The following is a 20,607-nucleotide window of genomic DNA, read 5'->3' on the forward strand; positions in this document are numbered from 1 at the left end:
GGCCCGATCCGGGCGACCCGGATGCGGACCCAACCTGACGAGGGTGTGGAGATGAGCAGCGTGCACGCAATCGAGTCGGCCGGATGACGCGCCGCGGCAGCACCCCTACCCGGCGGCGCACGGTGGCCCGGCGCGGCGGGGGCGCAGCGATGGCGGCGTTGCTGATCGCCGCGCTGGTGTTCACGGGGGGCACGACCGCGGGCGCCGCAACGCTGCCGCCGGCGCCGGAGGCAACGAGCGCACCCGGTGCGCCGTCCGATGACGCTGCACGCGCCGCCGACCAGGCGGACCCCGACGCTGCACCCGGTGACCCGACGGCATCCCCGGCCCCCGTGGTCGAGGCGCCCGAGGGCGACGATGCCCCGTCGCCCTCGGCGCCCCCGAGCGAACCCACGCCCACTGAGCCATCGCCGGATGAGCCTGAAGCCACCGAGCCCCCGGCCACGGATCCTCCCGCGGATCCCGATGTGGCCGCTCCGCCCGCGGAGGAGCCCGGCGTCGTGTCGCCGCTGGCGGCCGTGAGCGACTGCGTGGGGGGTAACTCCGTCTGCGGCACGCTGAACATCGTGAACGTCGTGCAGGGGGGCTCCGCGACCCCGGCCGACTGGGAGTTGCGCGCCAACATCGTCGGCACCGACGACTGGTACGACTTCACCAGCGGGCAGTCGCGCCGTGTCGCCAAGCCCGGCTCGTACACGCTGGAGGCCATCGGCACCCCCGGCGTCACCGACGACTACACCACGACGCTCAGCTGCTTCCTCAACGACACCAGCGGAGGCACCCGCCTGCAGTTCACCCAGGCCGAGGCGCTGGTGCAGTACATCGGCACGGGGAACCAATCGCTCGTCGCCTCGTGCACCTTCACGCACACCTCCACCGCGCCGGGCACGCTCGTGCTGAGCAAGGGCGGCGAGCGCACCGGCGCTCAGAGCGTCGCGCCGCTGGCAGGGGCGACGTTCTCGGTCTACAGCGGCGGGACGGAGACCGAGCCGGACACCGACCCGGCCAACCTCGTGGGGACCTGCGAGACCGGCGCGGACGGACTCTGCGAGGTGACGGTGGCCCCGGGCGCCCAGTATTGGATCATCGAGACGGCGGCGCCCCCGGGCTATCGCATCATCGACAGCTTCGACGTCGGCGCGACGACGATCACGCAGCAGCCCTACCGGCTGCGCACCGCGGTCATTCCCCCCGGCGAGAGGGTGGCCTACCCGCAGCAGGTCACGGGGAACAACAACAATCTGGCGCGCGGCACTCAGTGGGCGAACGCCGCGGAGAACCCGCAGGTGGCCCAGACATGCGGATTGCGGGTGGGACTTCTCGTCGATCTCTCCAACTCACTGCAGTCATCGCAGCAGGACCTGCGCGACGCAGCCGCAGGCTTCGTCGACACGCTCGAGGGCACGCCGTCCTCGATCGGCGTCTGGACCTTCGCGGGCGGTGCGCCGGCCTTCGGCGCGACGAACACCAACCTGCCACTCACACCGGTGTCCACGCCGGCAGGAGCCGCTACGGTGCGCGACAAGGTCAACAGCCTCACCGTCGTCGACACCGGCGGGTGGGAGCAGGGAACCAACTGGGATCAGGGCCTCTGGTCGGTCACGCAGGCAAGTCTGGCCGACCAGCTCGACGTGGTGCTCGTGCTCACCGACGGCAGTCCGACCTTCTACGGTCCTCCGGGAACCGGCGCGCCGTCCGGCCCTGGCAACCGCACCCGCATCGTCGAGATGGAGAACGCCGTGTTCTCCGCCAACGCGCTCAAGATCGAGCGTGGCACCAGCGTGGTCGGCGTGGGCATCGGACCGGCATCGGCTGGTGAGGAGCAGAACCTGCAGGCGATCTCAGGACCCACCGTCGGGCAGGACTACTTCCTGGTCGACGACTACGAGGATCTGCGGGCGTTCCTCGAGGAGCGGGCGCTGGGCGAGTGCGCCGGCACCGTCAACGTCACCAAGCTCGTCATCCCCTCCGACGGCGACATCGCCGACGCGACGCCGTCCGCCGGGTGGACCTTCGGTGCGACCAGCGGGACCGCCGGCGTGACGGTCGAGCCGGCCTCCGGCGTGACGAACGACACCGGCGCGGTCAGCTTCGCCGCCAGCGACATCCCCGTCGGCGGCACGGCCGACGTCACGATCACCGAGACCCAGCAGGAAGGGTTCGAACTGGTGCCGCAAGGCGGCGCCAACGCTGCGTGTGCGGACAATACCGGCGCGCCCGTCGCCGTCACCGACAGCGGGGACTTGGGTTTCACCACCACGGCTCAGCAGGGCGGAATCGTCACCTGCACGGTCTACAACCGAGCGCCCGCCCCCACCGTCTCACTGCGCGTCGACAAGCAGTGGGTCGTCGACGGGGTCTCCTACGACGACGGCGAACAGCCTGTGGGCACCGCCGACCTTACGCTCGACGGTGAGCCGCGCACGTTCGGCACCACCTACACGCAGTTCACACCGGGCGACACGGTCGCGATCGGCGAAGACGTCACGGACCTGCCGTCGGGGTGTACTTACACCTCCAGCGGAGCCGGCGACTATGTGATCACGCAGGACGACCCGAACGTCGTGACGGTCACCAATACCGTCACATGCGTCACCACGTTGACGCTGGTGAAATCGATCGCCAACGGCGACGCGACGGCGGATGAATTCACCCTCACTTCATCGCCGATCGGGGGGACAGGTCTGCCTGGACCCACCGGCGTGAGCGGGACGACCGCGTCGGTGACCCCGGGCGTGCGGTACCTGCTCGCCGAGACCGGGCCGGCCACGTACGTGCAGACCGTCGAGGAGGGGGCCACGCTGATCGAGGGGGCCACCGGCAGCTGGGACTGCGTCGTGGAGGGCGGCGGTGACTACGACGGCGCGGACGGCGGTGTCACCGTGTCGCTCGGGCAGGAGGTCACCTGCACGGCGACGAACCAGACCGCCACGATCGTGCTGCTCAAGCAGGTGATCAACGACGAGGGGGGAACTCTCACCGCCGACGCCTGGGACCTCACCGCCGACCCCGGTGAGGGCGTGTCCGGCCTGACGCCGACGACCGTCACCGGCGCCCCGAGCGCGACCGCGGACAACACCTTCGCCGTCAGGCCCGGCCAGAGCTACACGCTCTCCGAAGCCGGCGGCGGCCCCGGGTACCGCCAGTTCGCACTGGAGCAGCTGGTGGCGGGGGCGTGGGTCACCGTGGACCCAACGGTGACCGTGCCGGCGCTCGGCACGAACACCTACCGCTTCGTCAACGTCGACGTCGCCCCGACGCTCACACTCGTCAAGACGGTGACCAACAACGACGGCGGAACCGCCGCCGCCACCGACTGGACGCTGTCGGCGACCAGCCCCGGTGAGCCCGAGGTGACCGGCGTCACCGGCACGGAGGCGGTGACCGCGGTGCCCGTCTTCGGCGGCGTCCCGTACACCCTCGCCGAGACGGGTCCCGAGGGCTACACGTGGGAGTCGCTCACGTGCGACAACGGGGCGGCCGTGTCGCCGTCGAGCCCGACGCTGACCCTCGAGGTGGGCGAGGCCGTCACCTGCACGTTCGTCAACGACGACATCGCCCCCACCCTCACGCTGGTCAAGGAGGTCACGAACGCCCAGGGCGGGACGGCCGTGGCGACGGACTGGACGCTGTCGGCGACCACCCCCGGGGGGCCGGACCTCACGGGCGTCTCGGGAGCGACGACCGTCACCGGCGTCACCGTCCCGGCGGGCGCGACCTACACGCTCGCCGAGAGCGGTGGGCCCACCGGGTACGACTGGGTCGCGCTCTCGTGCGACAACGGCGCCGAGATCTCTCCGGAGAGCCCGACACTGACCCTCGGTCTCGCCGAGGACGTCACGTGCACCTTCAGCAACACCGACCTCGCCGGCAGTCTCACCCTGGTCAAGGAGATCGTCAACGACAACGGGGGCACGGCCGTGCCGGAAGACTGGAATCAGCGGCTCACCGCGCAGCCCGCCACCGGCGACACCCTGGTCTTCGACCACAGCGAGACGATCGGCGTGCCGGGCGGAACGTACACCCTCGCCGAGATCGACCAGCTCGCGGGCTACGAGTTGACCGGCCTGTCCTGCACCACGGGCCAGACCTCCCTGACCTCCCCGACGGTCACGGTGCCCAACGGGGACAACGTCACCTGCACCTTCGTCAACGACGACATCGCGCCCACGCTCACCCTCGTGAAGACCGTCGTGAACGACGACGGCGGCACCGCGGCCGCGACCGACTGGACGCTGTCGGCGACGACCCCGGGCGGACCCGACCTGTCGGGTGCGACCGGCGCGACCGCCGTCACCGCGGTCACCGTCCCGGCCAACAGCGAGTACACGCTCGCCGAGACCGGACCGGATGGCTACGACTGGTCGTCGCTCGCGTGCGACAACGGCGCCGATGCCTCGGTGGCCGACCCCACCCTGACCCTGGCGCTCGCCGAAGAGGTCACCTGCACGTTCGTCAACGACGACGTGCCGGGAACCCTCACCCTGCTCAAGCAGGTCGTCAACGACGACGGGGGCACCGCCGTGCCGGCGGACTGGAACCAGGCACTCACGGCGCAGCCCGCCGGGGGGACGGCCATCGCCTTCGACCACGACGTGTCACAGCAGGTCACCGCCGGTGAGTACACCCTCGCCGAGTCCGGTGGCCCGGAGGGCTACGAGTGGACGGCGCTGACCTGCAGCACCGGGTCGACGACGCTGGAATCGCCCACCGTCACCGTCGCCAACGGCGAAGAGGTCGTCTGCTCCTTCACCAACGACGACGTCGCACCCACGCTGACGCTGGTGAAGACCGTCACCAACGCCAACGGCGGCACCGCGGAGCCCACCGAGTGGACGCTCGCGGCGAGCACCCCCGGCGGGCCCGCACTCAGCGGCGTCACCGGCACGCCCGCCGTCACCGCCGTCGCGGTCCCGGCCGGCGCTGAGTACACCCTCGCCGAATCCGGCGGCCCGGCCGGGTATGACTGGACATCGCTCGTCTGCGACAACGGCGCCGCGGTCTCGCCCGAGACCCCATCGCTCACCCTGGGGCTGGCCGAGGACGTCACCTGCACGTTCGGCAACACCGACGTGCCCGGCTCCCTCACCCTGGTCAAGGACGTCGACAACACCCTGGGCGGCAGCGCGGTACCGGCCGACTGGAACCAGCGGCTGACGGCCCAGCCCGCCACGGGCGAGGCGCTCGTCTTCGACCACGCCCAGACCCAGTCGGTGCCCGCGGGCAGCTACACGCTGGCGGAGGTCGACCAGATCGCGGACTACGAGTGGACCGCGCTGTCGTGCGACACCGGCGGCGTCACCCGCGACGCTCCCGTCGTGACGGTCGCCAACGGCCAGTCCGTCACCTGCACGTTCACCAACGCCGCGATCGCCCCGACGCTCACGCTCGTGAAGAACGTCGACAACCTGGACGGGGTCGGCACGGCCACGCCCGAGCAATGGACGCTCAACGCCGTCGCAGGCGAGAGCGACCCCCTGCTGTCGGGCGAAGGTACCCGCACCGGGGCGACCACCGCCGCGGTGTCCGGGCAGGTCGCCGCCGACGCCGACTACGCATTGTCGGAGACCTTCGGGCCATCCGGATACACCGCCGGTGACTGGGCCTGCGCCGAGACCGACAGCGGTGCTGCCTATCCGCTCGTCTCGGCCGGAGTCGTGCGGCTCAGCCTCGGCCTCGACGTCACGTGCGAGATCGTCAACACGGCGATCCGGGCGGAGGGGACGATCGACAAGCAGGTGACGGACGGTTCGCCGGTGCAGAACGCCGACGGCACGTGGACCATCTCCTACGACATCGTGGTCACGAACAACTCCGATACCTCGACGTTCATCTACAGCCTCGCCGACGCGCTGCAGTACGGCGATGGGATCACGGCGACAGCGGCCAGCTGGACCGGCCCCGACGGCGCCTCCGGCGAGTTCACACTGCCGGCCGGGACAGCCACCCTCGCCACCGACGTCTCGCTGCCGACCAGCGGTGACCCGGGCGCGCGCGCGACCCACACCTACACGGTGACCGTGACAGCGACGATCGCCGACGGCACCCAGGACGGCGACGCCTGGCGTTGCGACACCGCGCCCGGCGTGCCCACGGCGGGCGGATTCCTCAACTCCGCGACGCTGTCGGCCACCGGCGAGGACGACCAGACCGTGTTCGGCTGCGGGGAGCCGGCGTTCCCGACCCTGGTGAAGACCGGCGTCGACCCCGCCACGCAGAACCCCGACGCCTCGTGGAACGTCTCGTACACGCTGACCCTGAGCAACCCGGATGCGGTGGCGGTGCAGGCAGCGCTGACCGACACGCTCCCGAGCGTCCCCGGCGGCTGGGAGCTCGACGGGGACACGTGGACCATCGCCGCGGTCGGCGAGGCGCCGACCCCGACGACCGCGACCGCGGCGCCGGGCGAGACCGCAGCGGTGTTCACCGGAGAGCTGCAGCCTGCGGCATCCCTGGTCTACACCGTCAGCGGCGTGCTGCGCCCGACCGTCGAAGCGACGGACCCGGGTCCGTGCGCCACCACCGGCGGCGGAATCGTCAACACCGCAGGTGTCACCTCCGGTGAGATCGTGGTGGATGCCGAGGGCTGCGTGACCGTGGAGACCGCCCCGGTGACCGTCGCCAAGAGCGACGGGGCCGCGCAGCAGCTGCCCGACGGCCAGTGGCAGATCGACTACGTCGTGACCGTCACCAACACCAGCGACACCGTCGCGACGGTCTACACCCTCACCGACACCCCCGACCTGGGCGAGGGCATCGTCCTGGTCTCCGGGGAGTGGGTGGGCACCGCGCCTGCGCCGGACAGCCCCCTCGCGGCGGGAGCGATCGCCGAGTACACCTTCCGCGTCGTGGCATCCATCGACCCCGACGCCGAGGACCCGTCGTTGACGTGCGAACCCGGCGAGGGCGGAGCCTTCTTCAACGGCGTCACGGTCGTCTTCCCCGGCGGCACCGCCCAGGATGACGGCTGCGCCGAGCCGGGCGGCCCCACGGTCACCAAGACCGCCCAGGCTCCCACCCCGCTCGGCGCGGGCGTCTGGGTCGTCTCCTACGCCGTGACGGTGTCGAACACCAGCGGTGTGACGGTCGCCTACACGCTGGAGGACCGTCCCGAGCCGCTCAGCGGCGGGATCGCCCTCGTGACGCCGTGGACGGTGACCGGACCGACCGTCGAGCCGGCCGGTGCAGGCACCGCAGCGCTCGCCCCCGATTGGGACGGCGCGCAGCAGCCGACGGCGGCGACGGGCCTGCTTCCCGATGGGGCGACCCACACCTACACCGTGACCGGTCAGGTGAGCGTCGTGAATGCCGATCCCGATGCGCTCACCTGCGCAGAGACGTCTGAGGAGGGCGGCGTCTGGAACACCGCGCGAGTGGACAACGGCGCGTTCGAGTCGTCGGATGAGGACTGCAGCGGACTGGTCGTGGTGCCGGTGCAGCTGGAGAAGTCCGACGGCACGGTGAGCGAGCTCGGAGAGGGACGGTGGCGCATCGACTACGTCGTGACCGTCACGAACCCGGGGCTGCAGCCGACGACCTACACCCTGACCGACGCGCCGCAGTTCGACCCCGCATTCACGATCCTCGCGCAGGGCTGGGTCGGGTCGCCCAACGTCGCCGACGTGGAGATCGAGGCGGGAGGCGTGGACACCTACACCTACCGGGTGGATGCCGCGTCGACGCAGAACTCGCTGCCGGCCACCGCTCTGGTGTGCACCGAGGATGGCGGCGGCGGGTTCTTCAACACCGCTGCAGCCACCCACCCCGGTGGCGTGGTCGTCGACACCGGCTGCGCCGTCGCGGGCGTCGTGCCTCCGGCTCCGGCGCCCGGACCCGGGCTCGCCGGTACCGGCGGCACCCTGCCGATCGCCCTGGCAGGATTCGGGATGGCGACCCTGATCGGTGGCATCCTGCTGCTGGTGATGCGGCGCCGGCGGCGCCAGCAGAACTGAGGTGACCGAAACCCCCCGGAGCGATCCGGGGGGTTTCGTGCCCGACCCGGTGCGTGACAAGGACAAGCCGTTCCTCATGCCCGGCGACACCACGGACATGACGGTCGAGCTCATCCAGCCGATCGCCATGGAAGAGGGCCTCGGCTACGCGATCCGTGAGGGTGGCCGCACCGTCGGCGCCGGCACGGTCACGAAGATCCTCAAGTAATCCACTTGCTGGAACGAAGGGGCCGGACCCGAGAGGGTCCGGCCCCTTCGTCGTTTCCGCTGTCGCTTGCGCGGGGCGGCTGCCGTCTCGGGTCATGGCGTTTCACGTTCTCGGTCCGAAGCGGAGGAGGGGCGGGGTTAGCATCGATGAAGAGGAACGCTGGGGGGCGCGCACTGTGGATACGGACTTCGTGGCGGATGCGGACATGCCGCGGGAGGCGTCACCGCCGCCCCCGCCCCGCGCACGACTATGGATAGCGCTCGGGGGTCTTCTGGCATATGCCGGAGTCGTGCTGACGGCCACGATGTGGCCCACCCCACTCAACCGAGGCTACGAGTCCTCGGTCGGCAAGATCGTCGAGGTACTGCACCGCGTGGGCTTTCCGGAATGGTTCGGTTACTCCGCGCTCGAGTTCACCGCGAACATGGCCATGTTCCTGCCGCTGGGATTCCTGGTGGCCCTGGCACTCCCGCGCCGAGGCATGTGGTCAGCAGCTCTCCTCATCGCGGGGTTCTCCGTCGTCATCGAGATCCTGCAGGCGCTCGTGCTCGCTGAGCGCCACGCATCGACGCTCGACGTGGTCGCCAACACGATCGGCGGGTGTGTCGGCATCGCTGCTGCGGCGGCGGTGCGTGCCGCGGTTTCCGCGCGTGATCGGCAGATCATCGATCGTGCGCTCTGGTTCGACCGGGCGGCAGCCCGCTGATGTCCTCGAAGGGAAGTGCACAGTGCCCGGTGTCCTAGTCCACGAGTGGCTCTCTCGGCATGGCGGTTCCGAGAACGTCTTCGAGGTGCTGAGCCGCGTGTTCCCCGACGCAGAGCGGTTCTGCCTGTGGAACGACAGCGACGGAAGGTTCCAGGACGTACGTCAGACACTGCTGGCGAAGACACCGCTGCGTAGGAGCAAGGCCGCGGCCGTGCCTTTCATGCCTCTGGCGTGGCGTCATCTGCCGAGGACCGACGCGGACTGGGTGCTCTGCAGTTCGCATCTCTTCGCCCATCATGCGCGATTCGGCGGTCTCGCTCGGGACGCGCCGAAGCTCGTATATGCGCATACTCCGGCACGGTACGTCTGGATCCCCGAACTGGACGGCCGGGGGGATCGTCTGGGCGCGCGTGCCGTGTCAGCGCTCCTGAAGTCCGTGGACCGCAAGCGCGCTCAGGAACCCGTCGCCATCGCCGCCAACAGTGCGTTCATCGCGCAGCGCATCGCGCGCACCTGGGAACGGGAGTCGGTCGTCATCCATCCGCCGGTCGACGTGGCTGCGTATGCGGCTGCCCCGACCGAACTCACCACAACGCGCGACCGTAGGACGCTGGCGGCGTTGCCGCCGGAGTTCCTGCTGGGCGTTTCACGGTTCGTTCCATACAAGCGTCTCGATCGGGTCATCGAAGCAGGTCGAGCCTCCGGCCTACCCGTCGTCCTGGCGGGGAGCGGCCCCGACGAACCGCGTCTGCGCGCGATCGCCGAGCGCCACAGCGAGCAGATCGTCTTCGTCACCGATCCGTCGGCGAGCGTGCTCGCGGAGCTCTACCGACGGTCTCTCGCCCTGGTGTTCCCCGCTATCGAGGACTTCGGCATCATGCCCGTGGAAGCCATGGCGACCGGCACCCCCGTCGTGGCCAGTGCCGCCGGCGGGACGGCGGAGACAGTCATCGACGGAGTGACCGGTGCCCTCGTGCACGAATGGACGCGCGCAGAGCTGAAGGTCGCCGTGGAGAAAGCGATCAGCGCGGACCCGGAGGCATGCGTTACGCGCGCGTTCGAGTTCGACACTCCGGTCTTCATCGACCGCGTGGCGGACTGGGTGGCGGGTGTGACAGGGGCCGCGCGCGCGACCGCTCCGGCAGCATCGGAAGGTCCTCGTCGGTGACCACGCTGTACGCCGATGACCGCTACCGGGGGGCGCATGGCATCGGTCGCTACGCCAGGGAAGTGCTCTCGCGTCTGGGTCCGCGCTGGCGGTCGCTGGGACTCGACGGCAGCCCGCATTCGCCGCTCGACTCCTTCCGCAGGCTGCCGCCCCTCGACCCGAACGCGCTCGTGTACTCGCCTGGCTATGGCCCGCTCCTGCGGGCTCCACGCATGGTGCTGACGATCCACGATCTGATCCAGTTGCGCTCACCGTGGTCGACGCGCATGAAGTTCGCGGCGTACTACGAAGGCCCCGTGCGGCACACGGTGCGCAACGCCGGAGTCGTGATCACGGTTTCCGAGACCTCGGCTCGTGACATCCGGGAGTGGGTGCGCGACGATGCGGTGCGGGTGGTCAATGCCGGCAACGGCTGTTCCGGGGCGTTCCACACCGACGGCCCGGCGGACTCTGCGCTGGATCCCTATGTCGTGTTCGTCGGGAACATCCGGCGGCATAAGAACCTCGACGTCGTGCTGCGCGCGCTGGCGATGGCGCCCGGTGTGCGGCTGCGGGCCGTGCTTCCCGGACGAGAAGTGGAGGCCGCGAGCGCCCGCGCTGCGGCGCTCGGTGTCGGCGGTCAGGTCGAGTGGCTTCACGGTATCGGCGACGCGAGGCTGGCGGAGGTGTACCGAGGCGCATCCGCGACAGTCATGCCGTCGCTCGACGAGGGGTTCGGTCTGCCCGCGCTGGAGTCGATCGCGTGCGGGGTACCGGTGATCCACTGGCGTGGCTGCGAGGCCGTCGCGGAGGTGGTCGGAGATCGCGGGTGGGGGGTGAGCTCCCCTCGGGACGCCACGGAGTGGGCTGCCGCGGTCACGGCCGCCGTCGATGCCGGCCGCCGAGTGGAACCGCCGTCGGGTGCGCACGACTGGAGCCGCACTGCAGCGGTCGTCTCCGATGTGCTGGAGGAGGCGCTCGGCTGACCCCAGGCGCCCGGATGGGGTGCGGGATCAGGCGGGTGGCAGGGACCCGAGGAACGCCGTGAGGTCGTCCGTCTTCGCCTGCCACGACTCGGATGCGGCGCGTTGCACGCCCGCGACGTTCGGCGAGGCATGGGCGAGCGCGCGGCGCAGGACCGCGTCCGCGCCTTCGCGATCACGATAGGTGTACAGGCCCGCACCGTCGTCGGGGCGGATGACGGGCGTCTCGCGTGCCACCGTGGCCAGACCTGCGCCGAGGTATTCGTAGAGCTTCATGGGACTGCGTCCGGCGTTCAGCGGGTCGTCCGAGAGGGGCAGCAGCCCGACGCGCGCGCCCTGCAGCAGAGCGGGGAGCGCGGGGTAGGGGACGGGTCCCAGCAGATCGACGTTGCTGGGCAGCGAAATCGGCGGCGGCGCAGACGGGCCCGCGACGGCGAAACGGACGTCCGGGTGAGCGCGTGCCCAGGCATCCACCTGTTGCCAGTCGAAGCGTGCGTCGAGCGCGCCGACGTAGACGCAGACCGGGGGCCGGTCGGCGTTGACGTCCGCCGGGGGCGCGAACCGCGCCGCATCCACCCCGTTGCCCAGCACGAGCGCAGGAACGTCGAGCGGTCCGAGCCCACGCAGCACCTCCGAGGAGGTGGCGACGACGCCGTCGGCGGCTGTCAGGATACGCTGCTGCAACCGCGTCTTCACCCCGGCCGGGTACAGATCGGTCGGGCGGTACACGAGCCGGCGCGAGAGGGTGCGTACCGATTCGTCCCACAGCAGGGGCTGGTCGATCAGCACCGCGTCGAACTCGAGACCGATGCCCTGGCGGGTCAGTTCGCGCACGACGCGGAACCGGCCGTACGGGCGGGGTAGCGCGGTGCGCGGCACGAGGTGCGTGACGCCGTCCGCGTCGCGGTGAGCACCGCGGGGCACCGAGGACGCGGCATCGGCACTCACACGCCCGGCCACTCGGTGCGCGAGCGAGATCGGCGTCGAGAGATGCACGACGTCGGCCCCGGCTCGGGCGAGGGTGCGTGCGTAGTGATGGCTGCCGACGCGGAACGCCCCGAACGCATGGGAGTGGGCGAGGAAGAGGATGCGGCGCATCAGGCTCGTGCTGCCTTTATCGTCGCGCGGACCTCGGCTTCGGTAGCGGCCAGCCTCTGCTCCGCTTGCCGCACGCGGAGACGGACTTCCGCCGCCCGCCCGAGCTGGGTACGGAGCAGTCCGACCATGCTGTTCGCATCATGCGATGCCGCGTCGACGGAGATGTCTCGCAGCCCGACCGTCGCGAACGCCTCTGCGATCTTCCGGGTGGGATGCGGAACCAGCTCCACCGGCACCGCGCCGCTCAATGCGGCCAGGATCAGCACATGCATCCGGTCGCTAATGACGAGTCGCGCACCGGCGTACCGCTCGCGCAACTGCTCCTCCTGAACGACGGCATCAGTGTCGCCCCACGCCTCGAACACGCCGCCCAGTTGCTCGGCGAGCTTCCGGGCGCGCTCCTCGTCTTCACGAACCTGCACGACGGTGCGGATACGAAGTCCTTCGGCCTCGGCCGTTGTCCGGATGGCATCGATCCAAACCGTCCCTGGATGCGGGCGCGTGCCGCGCAGACTCACGATCAGTTCGTCCCGGTCTTCCCATGGGTTCCCCGGCCGCACGCCCGCGGCAAAGCCGATGTCCGGCACGATGCGGTTGCCGCCGACCGTCCGGGCACTGGCGGCATCTCGCCACAGCGCGAACTGCGATAGCTGTGCGGCGCGGGCGTGAAGCCACACGGCGGGGTTGGTGGGCGCGCGGATCCCGCGCGGCGGGCGAACAACGACTCCGCGCTTGAGGCGGACCATCAGGGTCTCGGCCAGGAACACCAGTTCGCGCAACGTGTTGCCGCGGTCGAGAGGTACCTCCCCCGCCTCGAACACGAGCACCGGTCGCCGCGGCGAGGTGGCCAGCATCCACAACCATCGCCGCACGCTCTGTTTCGACCGGAGTACAGTCGCGTCCTCGGGAGCGCCCACCTGTGCCAGCCAGGCGTCCGGTGCGTCACCCACATAGACGACGAGCTCGTCGGAGGTGCCCCGCGCCCACTCGAGCTGCGCACGTCGGATCAGCGCATCCCCGATGTTGCTGGGCGGACCCGTCAAGGAGACGAAGGTGCGGGTGGGGCGGGGGGAGCGGTGTGGTGGGTCGGTCCACAATCGCATATTTTCAATCTAGCCTGGTAGGTGACCACACTGTTCGAGTTGGAAGCGGGTGGCTGACGGGGCGCTCGAGGCGGCCTGGCCAGGGCGCGCACGCTCGTGGTCCCAGCCTCGAGCTCGATGGGCCTCAAACGCCGCGGGTAGCGTTTGCATGTCATGCGTGTGGTGCGAGAGTCCTCGTGAGAGATCATGTATCAGCCGCGGTATACGTCGATGGCTGAGGATCACTCGCTCGGATCACCACGGCGAGCGATGGTGTTTTCCGCCCTTCCCTCAGCTTCCCGCCCCGTGGCGCCGCGCCTCAAACGGTGAGTAGGACCTCTTGCATCAGGATGTGCAGCTTGTTTCGGATATTGTGACGTTTCGAGAACGCCCGCGGATTCGTTCTTTTCATGACTCGATCGATGTAAACGAAGAGTGGCATGCCCATATCCTCAAATTCGGGCGCATGCAGCAGGATGAAGGCAAGCGGATTCAGGAAGCTGGTCTCGCTCTCTTCATACTCTCGAATACTCGACTTCGTCGATTCGATTTCCTCTCGGCTGGGCAGCCAAGTTGCTTCTCGGGCAGCAGTCTGTCTTGCAGCTGCGAGGCTGTCGACACTGTCGTCGAAGTCGATAGCCGAGTTAAGACTGAAGGGCGGCCGATAAGCGAATGTCTGAGCCTTGCGCGCAACTTCGACATCCTTGAGATATGGAACCTCGCTGACCAGGGGATTCAATCCGCGGATCAGATCGAACTGAAGTCGGAAGTCCTGCTCGTGCTGAAACCATCGGGACTTCAGGCGGAAGAGCGCCTTGCTCTGCAACGGGCGCCACTGGGGCGCGGACATCGCGCCCCGGAATACAGAGCCGCCGACGAATGGATTCCGCTGGCTCACGTACAGGTCCGAGAATTGCTTTGCGAGGTGTGCCGAAGGCGACTCCCCCAGCATCTCACGTAGCGTGCCTGGGAAGTGTTCCTCACCCGCCGCGAGCCACACCTGGTGGTTACCTATGTATCGGATCACGTTGTCGAGCACTTCGCCGACATCTTCAGGCGCTCGCTGGATCTCGCCGGAGTAATTGCGGGCGTAGTAGCCCTCTATGCTCATCACCCGGGAGAACGCTTCACCTCCATGGCCCGTCAGAATGAGGGTCGGACGATCGTAATTCGTGCGGAGCTTGAACATCGCCTCGATGTAGTAGCCATCCATGAACACTGAGTGCGACGTCGCCGGAAGGCCGCCAAGTGTCTGTGACTCGGGGAATGACGAAGTCTTCGGCAGGTCATCCCAGGGGAAGGCATAGAGATTGTTGATCGCCGCGGCGGTTCGCTCCTCTGACCCTCGGCGGGTCGCGATCCGAACCTTGTCGGACGTAGGCAAGTTTGTGAGCGCGCTGTAAATTATCCGGGTGTCCAGGCCCGCCGAGAGCTCGACTATCACGTTCTCGAAGCGCGGATGGGCGAGGGCGATCCGCACATTGTCGATGACGTCCTTTTTCGCCTGCTCCAGTTCTCGCTCGTAGAACTCCTCCGAAAAATCTCCGTCCGAATTATCGTGCCAGAGCTCTGTCTTCTGTTCCTGTCTCCCGGTGCTCGCGATGCGTAGCTCCTCGTAAACCGAGACGCGCTGGACACCCACGAAATCAGTACTCGTTCCCTGCTCCGTCTCGAAAGGATAAGAGGTGGAGAAGAATTTGACCTTGGCTGCGTCGGAATCGATTCGGAGCTTGATTCCGAGTGCCCGCACAGTGAGGGCGAGCAGGTGTAGGCCGTTGGCCGCCACCAGAATGCCGTTGCCTTCGAAATAGAACAAGTGGGCCTGACCGATATAGTCATGGCCGAACGAGATCTCTTCTGAGTTCCAAGTGAGCAGATGGAACTCACCGATCTGATCGCGAAGATTGCGGACGTCGGTAACGTGCGCATGGACGTCATCAGCCCCGAACAGAAGCCGGTCCGCGTCGCGAGTGATGCCGCTGAAGAGGTAGCGCGTTCCTGTCCCGTCAACCCTGGAACCATTCCTGCTGATCACGCTGAGACGTGGCCAGTGGACACCGGCATGCTCCTCCAGGAGGAGCCCATTGTCTTCAACGAACTGAGCGAGGCCGGAGAGTGACTCCTCGCCGCTGTGACAGACGAACGCGATGCTCTCGAATGGGGCTTCGTAGCCGTACAGCGGTATGCGAGGAGGATGGGGGACCGCGCGAGCCGTCAAGTTCTTGCGCCACTCCCTGTACTGCTTGATGGAAGCCGCGCTGTAGTGCTGGATCCAGCGACTCTCGTATGTCACACCGTTGATGCTGGCGCGGACGGAGAACCCACTCGTGGCGTCGGGAAGTCGTACACGCCACTTCCTACCGCCGGCAACGGGCTTCGAGGCGCGGCGCGGGTCGAAGTCCCCGCGGTGCAAGGTCCACACGACGTCCTTGCCCTCGGTCACATGGTCGGAGAGCGCGCAATGAAGAACGCCTCCATCGAGATCCAGAATGATGTCGCCCCGGGAGTCGCCGAGATCGTGCTTGGTCCCCATGCCTGCAGCTTACCCAGCGGGAGATGCTCCCTTCGGACGGTCGCGAATCGAGTAGATCTTCGACGGGAATGAAAGAGGGCTGCTCCATTCCGTAAGAGCCGGCCTCAACGGACTTCGATGCCCACGTCGGAGTAGTGGATAGACTCTCGGGGTGCCAGCCGCGACAGTGATTATACCGGCCTTCAACGACGAGGCATGGGTGGAGCGCGCGATCATGAGCTGCCTCGCCCAGTCACGATCTGACATCGAGGTCATTTGCATTGACGACGCCTCCACGGACACGACCTGCGCGATCGTCGAGGCGATCGCCGCATCGGACTCCCGTGTTCGACTCATCAAACAGCAGGTCAATCAGTCGGCGTTCCAGGCTCGCAAACTCGGCGTTGAAGCAGCGTCGTCGCAATTCGTGATGTTCCTGGATGGCGATGACGAGCTCCACCCGCGCGCGGTCGAGATTGCGCTGGACCGGGCAGAGACGACAGCGGCAGACGTCGTGGGATTCGGCGTTGAGGTGAGGAGCGATGACGGGATCGCCGCGCCCCGGTTCGAGCGCTCTCTGCAGCCTCTTCGTGCGACGCTCGAGGGGGATGGGATCATCCCGTCGCTCTTTCCGCCCGACCTCACGGCGCAGGGGCACTTATGGCGATACCTTTGGCGCACCGATCTCCTCGCACAGGCCTATGCGGGCGTTTCGTCCGAAGCCCGCTTCTACCGGGCGAATGACATCCCGATCACGTTCTTGGCTCTCATGGCCGCCAAGAAGTATGTCTCGACCTCCGAGCGTCTGTATCTCTACTATTTCCGTCGCGGCACTAGTGGCCACGGGGTGTCCGACCTTGAGCAATTCGCTTTCTACCTGAGTGCAGTCGACTCCATCAATTTCGTTGCTGATCGAGTGTACGAGCAGGCAGCGGAACGGCCGATGCTGGCGGTGAGCTACGAGTCAGCGCGGCGCTCAATCGTGGGAAACATACTCGGGTACGTGGTCTCCAACACGAGTGGCGACCTGCAGGACCGCTGCATCGAGATGCTTCGTGATCGTGTTCAAAACGATATCGAGCTTCTCCGTGCCGCCGCGGTTTTCCGTCCGGACGCCGTCGATCTACTGGCCACGCACGTGCTCGAGACTCCTGTTCTCGAGCGACCGGCGAAGAATGTCCTGCTCACGACAGGCAAGCTGGGCACGGGCGGAGTTCAGGGCGTGCTCGTCGCTCAGGCGCATCTCCTCGTGAAAGCCGGCTTCAACGTGACGGTGGCTACATTCGGACCGCCACGGTCCGTGTACGAGGTGCCGGCGGACGTTGAAATCGTGCAGGTCTCAGGGCGCACCGACTCCGACAGAATCGCTTCCTGGAGCGACCTGATCCGTGCACGCGACATCGACGTCATCATCGATCACCATGTCCTGTACAACACGCGCTGGCCGCTACTGGTCCTGGTGGCGCGCTCTATGGGAGTGCGTACGATCGGGTGGCTGCATAACTTCGCCCTCCGAGCGATGGTCGACGCTACCGACCGCATTTCGTTCCTTCGACGTCACCTCCCCTATCTCGAGACCGCCGTGGTGCTTTCCTACCCCGACGTCACGTTCTGGAAGACCCAGGGAGTGAACAACGTCGTCTACCTACCCAATCCGCTGTTGCAATCGATCTCAACCCAGGGTGCTGTGCCGAAGGCTCTTGAGGAGGGTTCGAGATTGGAACTGGCGTGGTGGGGTCGCCTGCAGCAGACGACGAAGCAAGTGCGTGATTTGATCGAGATCGCTCGTCGGCTCGATGGTCTCGGCGTTGACTTCCACCTCACCGTCATCGGGCCTGACAGCGCGGACTTGACAGCGCGTCAGCTTCGCAGAGAGGCGCAGCGCCTCGGTGTCGCGCATCGACTGACGTTGACGGGGTCGCTCCAAGGTGAAGCATTGGTGCAGAGGATCCGGGCTGCTCACGTCTTCGTGTCGACCAGTGTGATCGAGGGTTATCCGCTCACGTTGGTCGAGGCGCAGGCCCACGGACTCCCGGTGGTCATGTACGAGCTTCCCTGGCTTGCGATGGCTGATGCCAACGACGGACTTGTCGCGGTGCCTCAAGGTGATAAACAAGCCGTCGCAGAGGCACTCAAGACGATCGCTTATAGTCCAGCCGGGTATTCTGTCCTTTCCCGCGGCTCGATCGAAGCCGCGAGCCGGGCTCTCCACTACGATTTCGCATCGCTGTACCAGCAGTTGATCGACGGCGAATTACCTGTGACGTTCTCTCCTGAGCCGTCGATCGTTGACGCTGCACTTTTGTTGAGATGGTCGGTCTTCTATGCGGAGCGGACCGCGCGCATTGCGCGCCGTGATTCCGAACGAGCAGAACGACGTCTTGCGCGCGTCCGTCGGGAGCTGAAGCAGATCGAGACGGGGTGGTCTTTCCGGGTGGGCCGCGTACTGACCCGCATCCCGCGGATGGTGCGGGGTATGCGTCGCGGAGGATCGATCAGCGGCCGCATCGAGGAATCGCCTCGTGCCTCCTCTTAGTTACGCACTGCCGAGCCGTTTCTTGAGCCGGTGGACCCTCAGATGTAGTTGAGGGAATCGCTTGAGGACTGCCCGGCCGATTGGTCGCACAGCAATCAACGCGACCCGACCGGCACGTCCAAGCTTCCTCGAAGGAGTCGCGTGCACGGGTGCGCCTTTAACCTGCGCGGTGCTCGCTCGTTCCGCGAACGAGACCATGTGGCCGAGCAATCTTCGGGCGTCATCCAGGGTCGGCTCAGGAGAGAACATCCGAGGAAGAGAATCGGACAGGACTTGCCGATACAACATGGCGAAGTCGTGCGCTCGTGCCTCGTTTGCAGCGTCCACTGAACCGAGCGAGAGCACTCGGTAGTACTCCGGTTCCTTGAAGATGCGCCGGAGCGCCGCCGCGGCCGCCGCTGGATCACCCTGCGGTACCGCGACGATCCCTGCGTTGTTCTGCGTGATGGCCAGCCAGGGGAGTTCGTACATGATCACGGGGAGGCCACGGGATTGTGCCTCGAGGAGCGTGAGCGGATATCCCTCGATGACGCTGGTGTTGATGAGGACATGTGCGGCATCGATCGCGGCAACGAGAGCGTGGCCGTGGAGCGGCCCGACTGCTCGTACGTGATCCCGCAATGACCGGCGTCTTGCTTCGGAGTTCAGCCGACGCGCGCTCATGCCGGTCCAGTCCGGGCCGATAATCGTGAGCCGGAAGGGCACGCTCGCGCGTTTGAGTGATTCGGCGACGTCGAGGAGACCGAGCACGTTCTTGGTTCGCTGCTCCAAGCGGCCCCACCACACAAGCTCGATGTGTGTAACAGGCGGCGACTTATCGATGAGCGTGCGACGGGCGTCCAGAAGGAGCGGTGAGGGCGGGTTGGGAATGTAGGCAACGTTACGGATGCCTCGAAGCTTCCAGTAGGCGACGTCCAACGGGGACAGCACGATCACGGATTGCAGCACCGAAAGGTGCCGTTCGAGGCGGCTCAGCTGGTTATTACCGTCGTATAGGGGGCGTGCAGCGAAGTTGTGGATCCACCCGACGGTCGGAACCCCCGCGGCGCGCGAGAGGAGGGCGAAATCGGCCCAGTCTCGCCCGTACAAGACGTGGTGGTCGATCACCGCATCAGGGTTGTGCTCGTCGATGATGAGCGCCCACTCCGCCAGGCGAAGGGAGGGGCCGTGCGATGTCATCTCGACGAACAGAACTCCGTCCGGCAGCTCCACCGAGGCTGCACCTGCCACTTTGGCGACGATGGTCACGAGGAAGCCAGCGTCGTGCAGAATCCGCGCCTGGGAGGCGACGACTGCGGAGATGCCCCCCGTGGCCATCGTCCCAGTCACGAGAAGGATCTTTCGAACCCGATCAGCACTTGGCTTGACCGATGCCCCGTGGTCCTTCAACGCCTCGATGATGTGGGAAGAGCTGAAGCGAGCCGCGGCCCGGATCACGTCGCGAGGCGCTACCCGCATGTAAATCGCGTCCAGCGCTTGATCGAGAAATGGTGCCGCGGTGTGCTCGATGAGGTGCTGGCACACCTGCGCGATGATCGACAAACGGGCTGAGTCATACAGTTCGGGTAAGCAGGGCGGACTGGACGCTACCTGCGTGAGCGATTCGACTGCGCCGACGATGGAGTCGATCGCGTCGATCGCTTGTAGATGGGAATCGATCTGCGCTGGGGCGTCGACATAGCGCCTGCTCCAGTCTCGATCGAGATGATGTCGGTACAGCTTGTCGTCGATCGATACGAATCGCGTTGCGAGGGCGGCGACGAGAAAGACGACGGGGAGGCCGGTTGAGCGGGAAAGCCGGAGATCGCGCGGGAGCATCGCGTATGCCTCGCGGAGGATGCAAGTCCGGAACAGGTATCGCCATGGCTCAGCAGGCGCGGGCCGGGCGTCAGGCAAGAGCCCTTCGATTACCGTGTACGACTCAAGATCTGGATGGTTCGGCTGTGGCCGTCGTTCCCCGGCATGCCGGGGAAGATTGTCGCCGATGACCGTGACGCCGAAGCCCACGAGGTCGGCCGCACCGGCTTCTGCGGCAGCGAGTGTCTTCTCTGCGGCGTCGGGCTCGAGCGTGTCGTCGCTGTCGAGGAAGAGGATGTAACTGCCAGCCGCTGCATCGACCCCCGACCGCCTCGCCTGCACCGCAGACTGCGTGCTGTCGTGTCGCACCAGGCGGAGGCGCGGCTCGCCCACCTGCATGGCCTCGACGATCGTGACACTGGAGTCGGTCGACGCGTCGTCAACGCAGACGACTTCAACTTCGCGGAGTGTTTGCGCGAGTGCGCTGGCGAGTGCCAGCGCAACGGTGGCCTCACCGTTCAAGACCGGCACGACGATCGACACAAGCGGTTCGACTGGCATCGTGAACGATTGTATTACGCCGAGC

Annotated in this window: 9 protein-coding genes and 1 pseudogene; 6 read left to right on the forward strand and 4 right to left on the reverse strand. The window is 67.3% G+C overall.

What is annotated here, in order from left to right:
* The first annotated feature begins 83 nt into the window (after positions 1-83).
* From F6J84_RS02080 to F6J84_RS02100, 5 genes and pseudogenes are all read left to right on the forward strand, one after another.
* The gene (locus F6J84_RS02080) at positions 84-7,952 is read left to right on the forward strand and encodes a prealbumin-like fold domain-containing protein (protein ID WP_150970986.1); all 7,869 of its coding nucleotides are present in this window, start codon (positions 84-86) and stop codon (positions 7,950-7,952) included.
* A gap of 73 nt (positions 7,953-8,025) precedes the next feature.
* Positions 8,026-8,160, forward strand: a pseudogene (locus tag F6J84_RS02085) (EF-Tu C-terminal domain-related protein); the annotation flags it as partial.
* 205 nt (positions 8,161-8,365) lie between these two features.
* Positions 8,366-8,866, forward strand: coding sequence for a VanZ family protein (locus F6J84_RS02090; protein WP_275094030.1), 501 nt, complete (start codon positions 8,366-8,368; stop codon positions 8,864-8,866).
* Between the two features lie 22 nt (positions 8,867-8,888).
* Complete coding sequence (locus F6J84_RS02095) at positions 8,889-10,034, forward strand: glycosyltransferase (RefSeq protein ID WP_150970990.1); 1,146 nt, start codon at positions 8,889-8,891, stop codon at positions 10,032-10,034.
* Positions 10,031-10,999, forward strand: a complete 969-nt coding sequence (locus tag F6J84_RS02100; RefSeq protein WP_150970992.1) for a glycosyltransferase family 4 protein — start codon at positions 10,031-10,033, stop codon at positions 10,997-10,999. The genes F6J84_RS02095 and F6J84_RS02100 overlap by 4 nt, the downstream gene beginning before the upstream one ends.
* 27 nt (positions 11,000-11,026) lie before the next feature.
* Here F6J84_RS02100 and F6J84_RS02105 read toward each other — a convergent pair whose 3' ends face one another.
* The 3 genes from F6J84_RS02105 to F6J84_RS02115 all read right to left on the reverse strand — a co-directional run bounded on the left by F6J84_RS02105 (position 11,027) and on the right by F6J84_RS02115 (position 15,709).
* On the reverse strand, positions 11,027-12,094 hold the full coding sequence (locus F6J84_RS02105; protein WP_150970994.1) for a glycosyltransferase: 1,068 nt from the start codon (positions 12,092-12,094) through the stop codon (positions 11,027-11,029).
* A complete protein-coding gene (locus tag F6J84_RS02110; RefSeq protein WP_150970996.1) occupies positions 12,094-13,197 on the reverse strand; it encodes a glycosyltransferase family protein in 1,104 nt (367 codons plus the stop codon). Before F6J84_RS02110 ends, F6J84_RS02105 begins: the two co-directional genes overlap by 1 nt.
* Positions 13,198-13,495: 298 nt before the next feature.
* Positions 13,496-15,709 carry a hypothetical protein gene (locus F6J84_RS02115; protein WP_150970999.1) on the reverse strand — a complete coding sequence of 738 codons (2,214 nt, stop codon included), beginning with the start codon at positions 15,707-15,709 and terminating at the stop codon, positions 13,496-13,498.
* A gap of 151 nt (positions 15,710-15,860) precedes the next feature.
* On the opposite strand from F6J84_RS02115, the gene F6J84_RS02120 reads away from it, so the two are divergent.
* Positions 15,861-18,224, forward strand: a complete 2,364-nt coding sequence (locus F6J84_RS02120) for a glycosyltransferase (protein WP_150971001.1) — start codon at positions 15,861-15,863, stop codon at positions 18,222-18,224.
* Here the strand turns inward: F6J84_RS02120 and F6J84_RS02125 are convergent, their stop codons facing one another.
* Positions 18,225-20,582: a glycosyltransferase gene (locus tag F6J84_RS02125; protein WP_191905731.1), complete on the reverse strand. Its 2,358-nt coding sequence runs from the start codon at positions 20,580-20,582 to the stop codon at positions 18,225-18,227.
* Positions 20,583-20,607 lie beyond the last annotated feature (25 nt).

Source organism: Microbacterium caowuchunii, assembly GCF_008727755.1.
Lineage (GTDB): Bacteria > Actinomycetota > Actinomycetes > Actinomycetales > Microbacteriaceae > Microbacterium > Microbacterium caowuchunii.

What these genes read in the sequence shown, in the direction of transcription:
- F6J84_RS02105 (WP_150970994.1), bottom strand. Translation starts at nt 12,094, where the DNA reads ATGCGCCGCATCCTCTTCCTCGCCCACTCCCATGCGTTCGGGGCGTTC.
- F6J84_RS02115 (WP_150970999.1), bottom strand. Translation starts at nt 15,709, where the DNA reads ATGGGGACCAAGCACGATCTCGGCGACTCCCGGGGCGACATCATTCTG.
- F6J84_RS02125 (WP_191905731.1), bottom strand. Translation starts at nt 20,582, where the DNA reads ATGCCAGTCGAACCGCTTGTGTCGATCGTCGTGCCGGTCTTGAACGGT.
- F6J84_RS02080 (WP_150970986.1), top strand. Translation starts at nt 84, where the DNA reads ATGACGCGCCGCGGCAGCACCCCTACCCGGCGGCGCACGGTGGCCCGG.
- F6J84_RS02090 (WP_275094030.1), top strand. Translation starts at nt 8,366, where the DNA reads ATGCCGCGGGAGGCGTCACCGCCGCCCCCGCCCCGCGCACGACTATGG.
- F6J84_RS02110 (WP_150970996.1), bottom strand. Translation starts at nt 13,197, where the DNA reads ATGCGATTGTGGACCGACCCACCACACCGCTCCCCCCGCCCCACCCGC.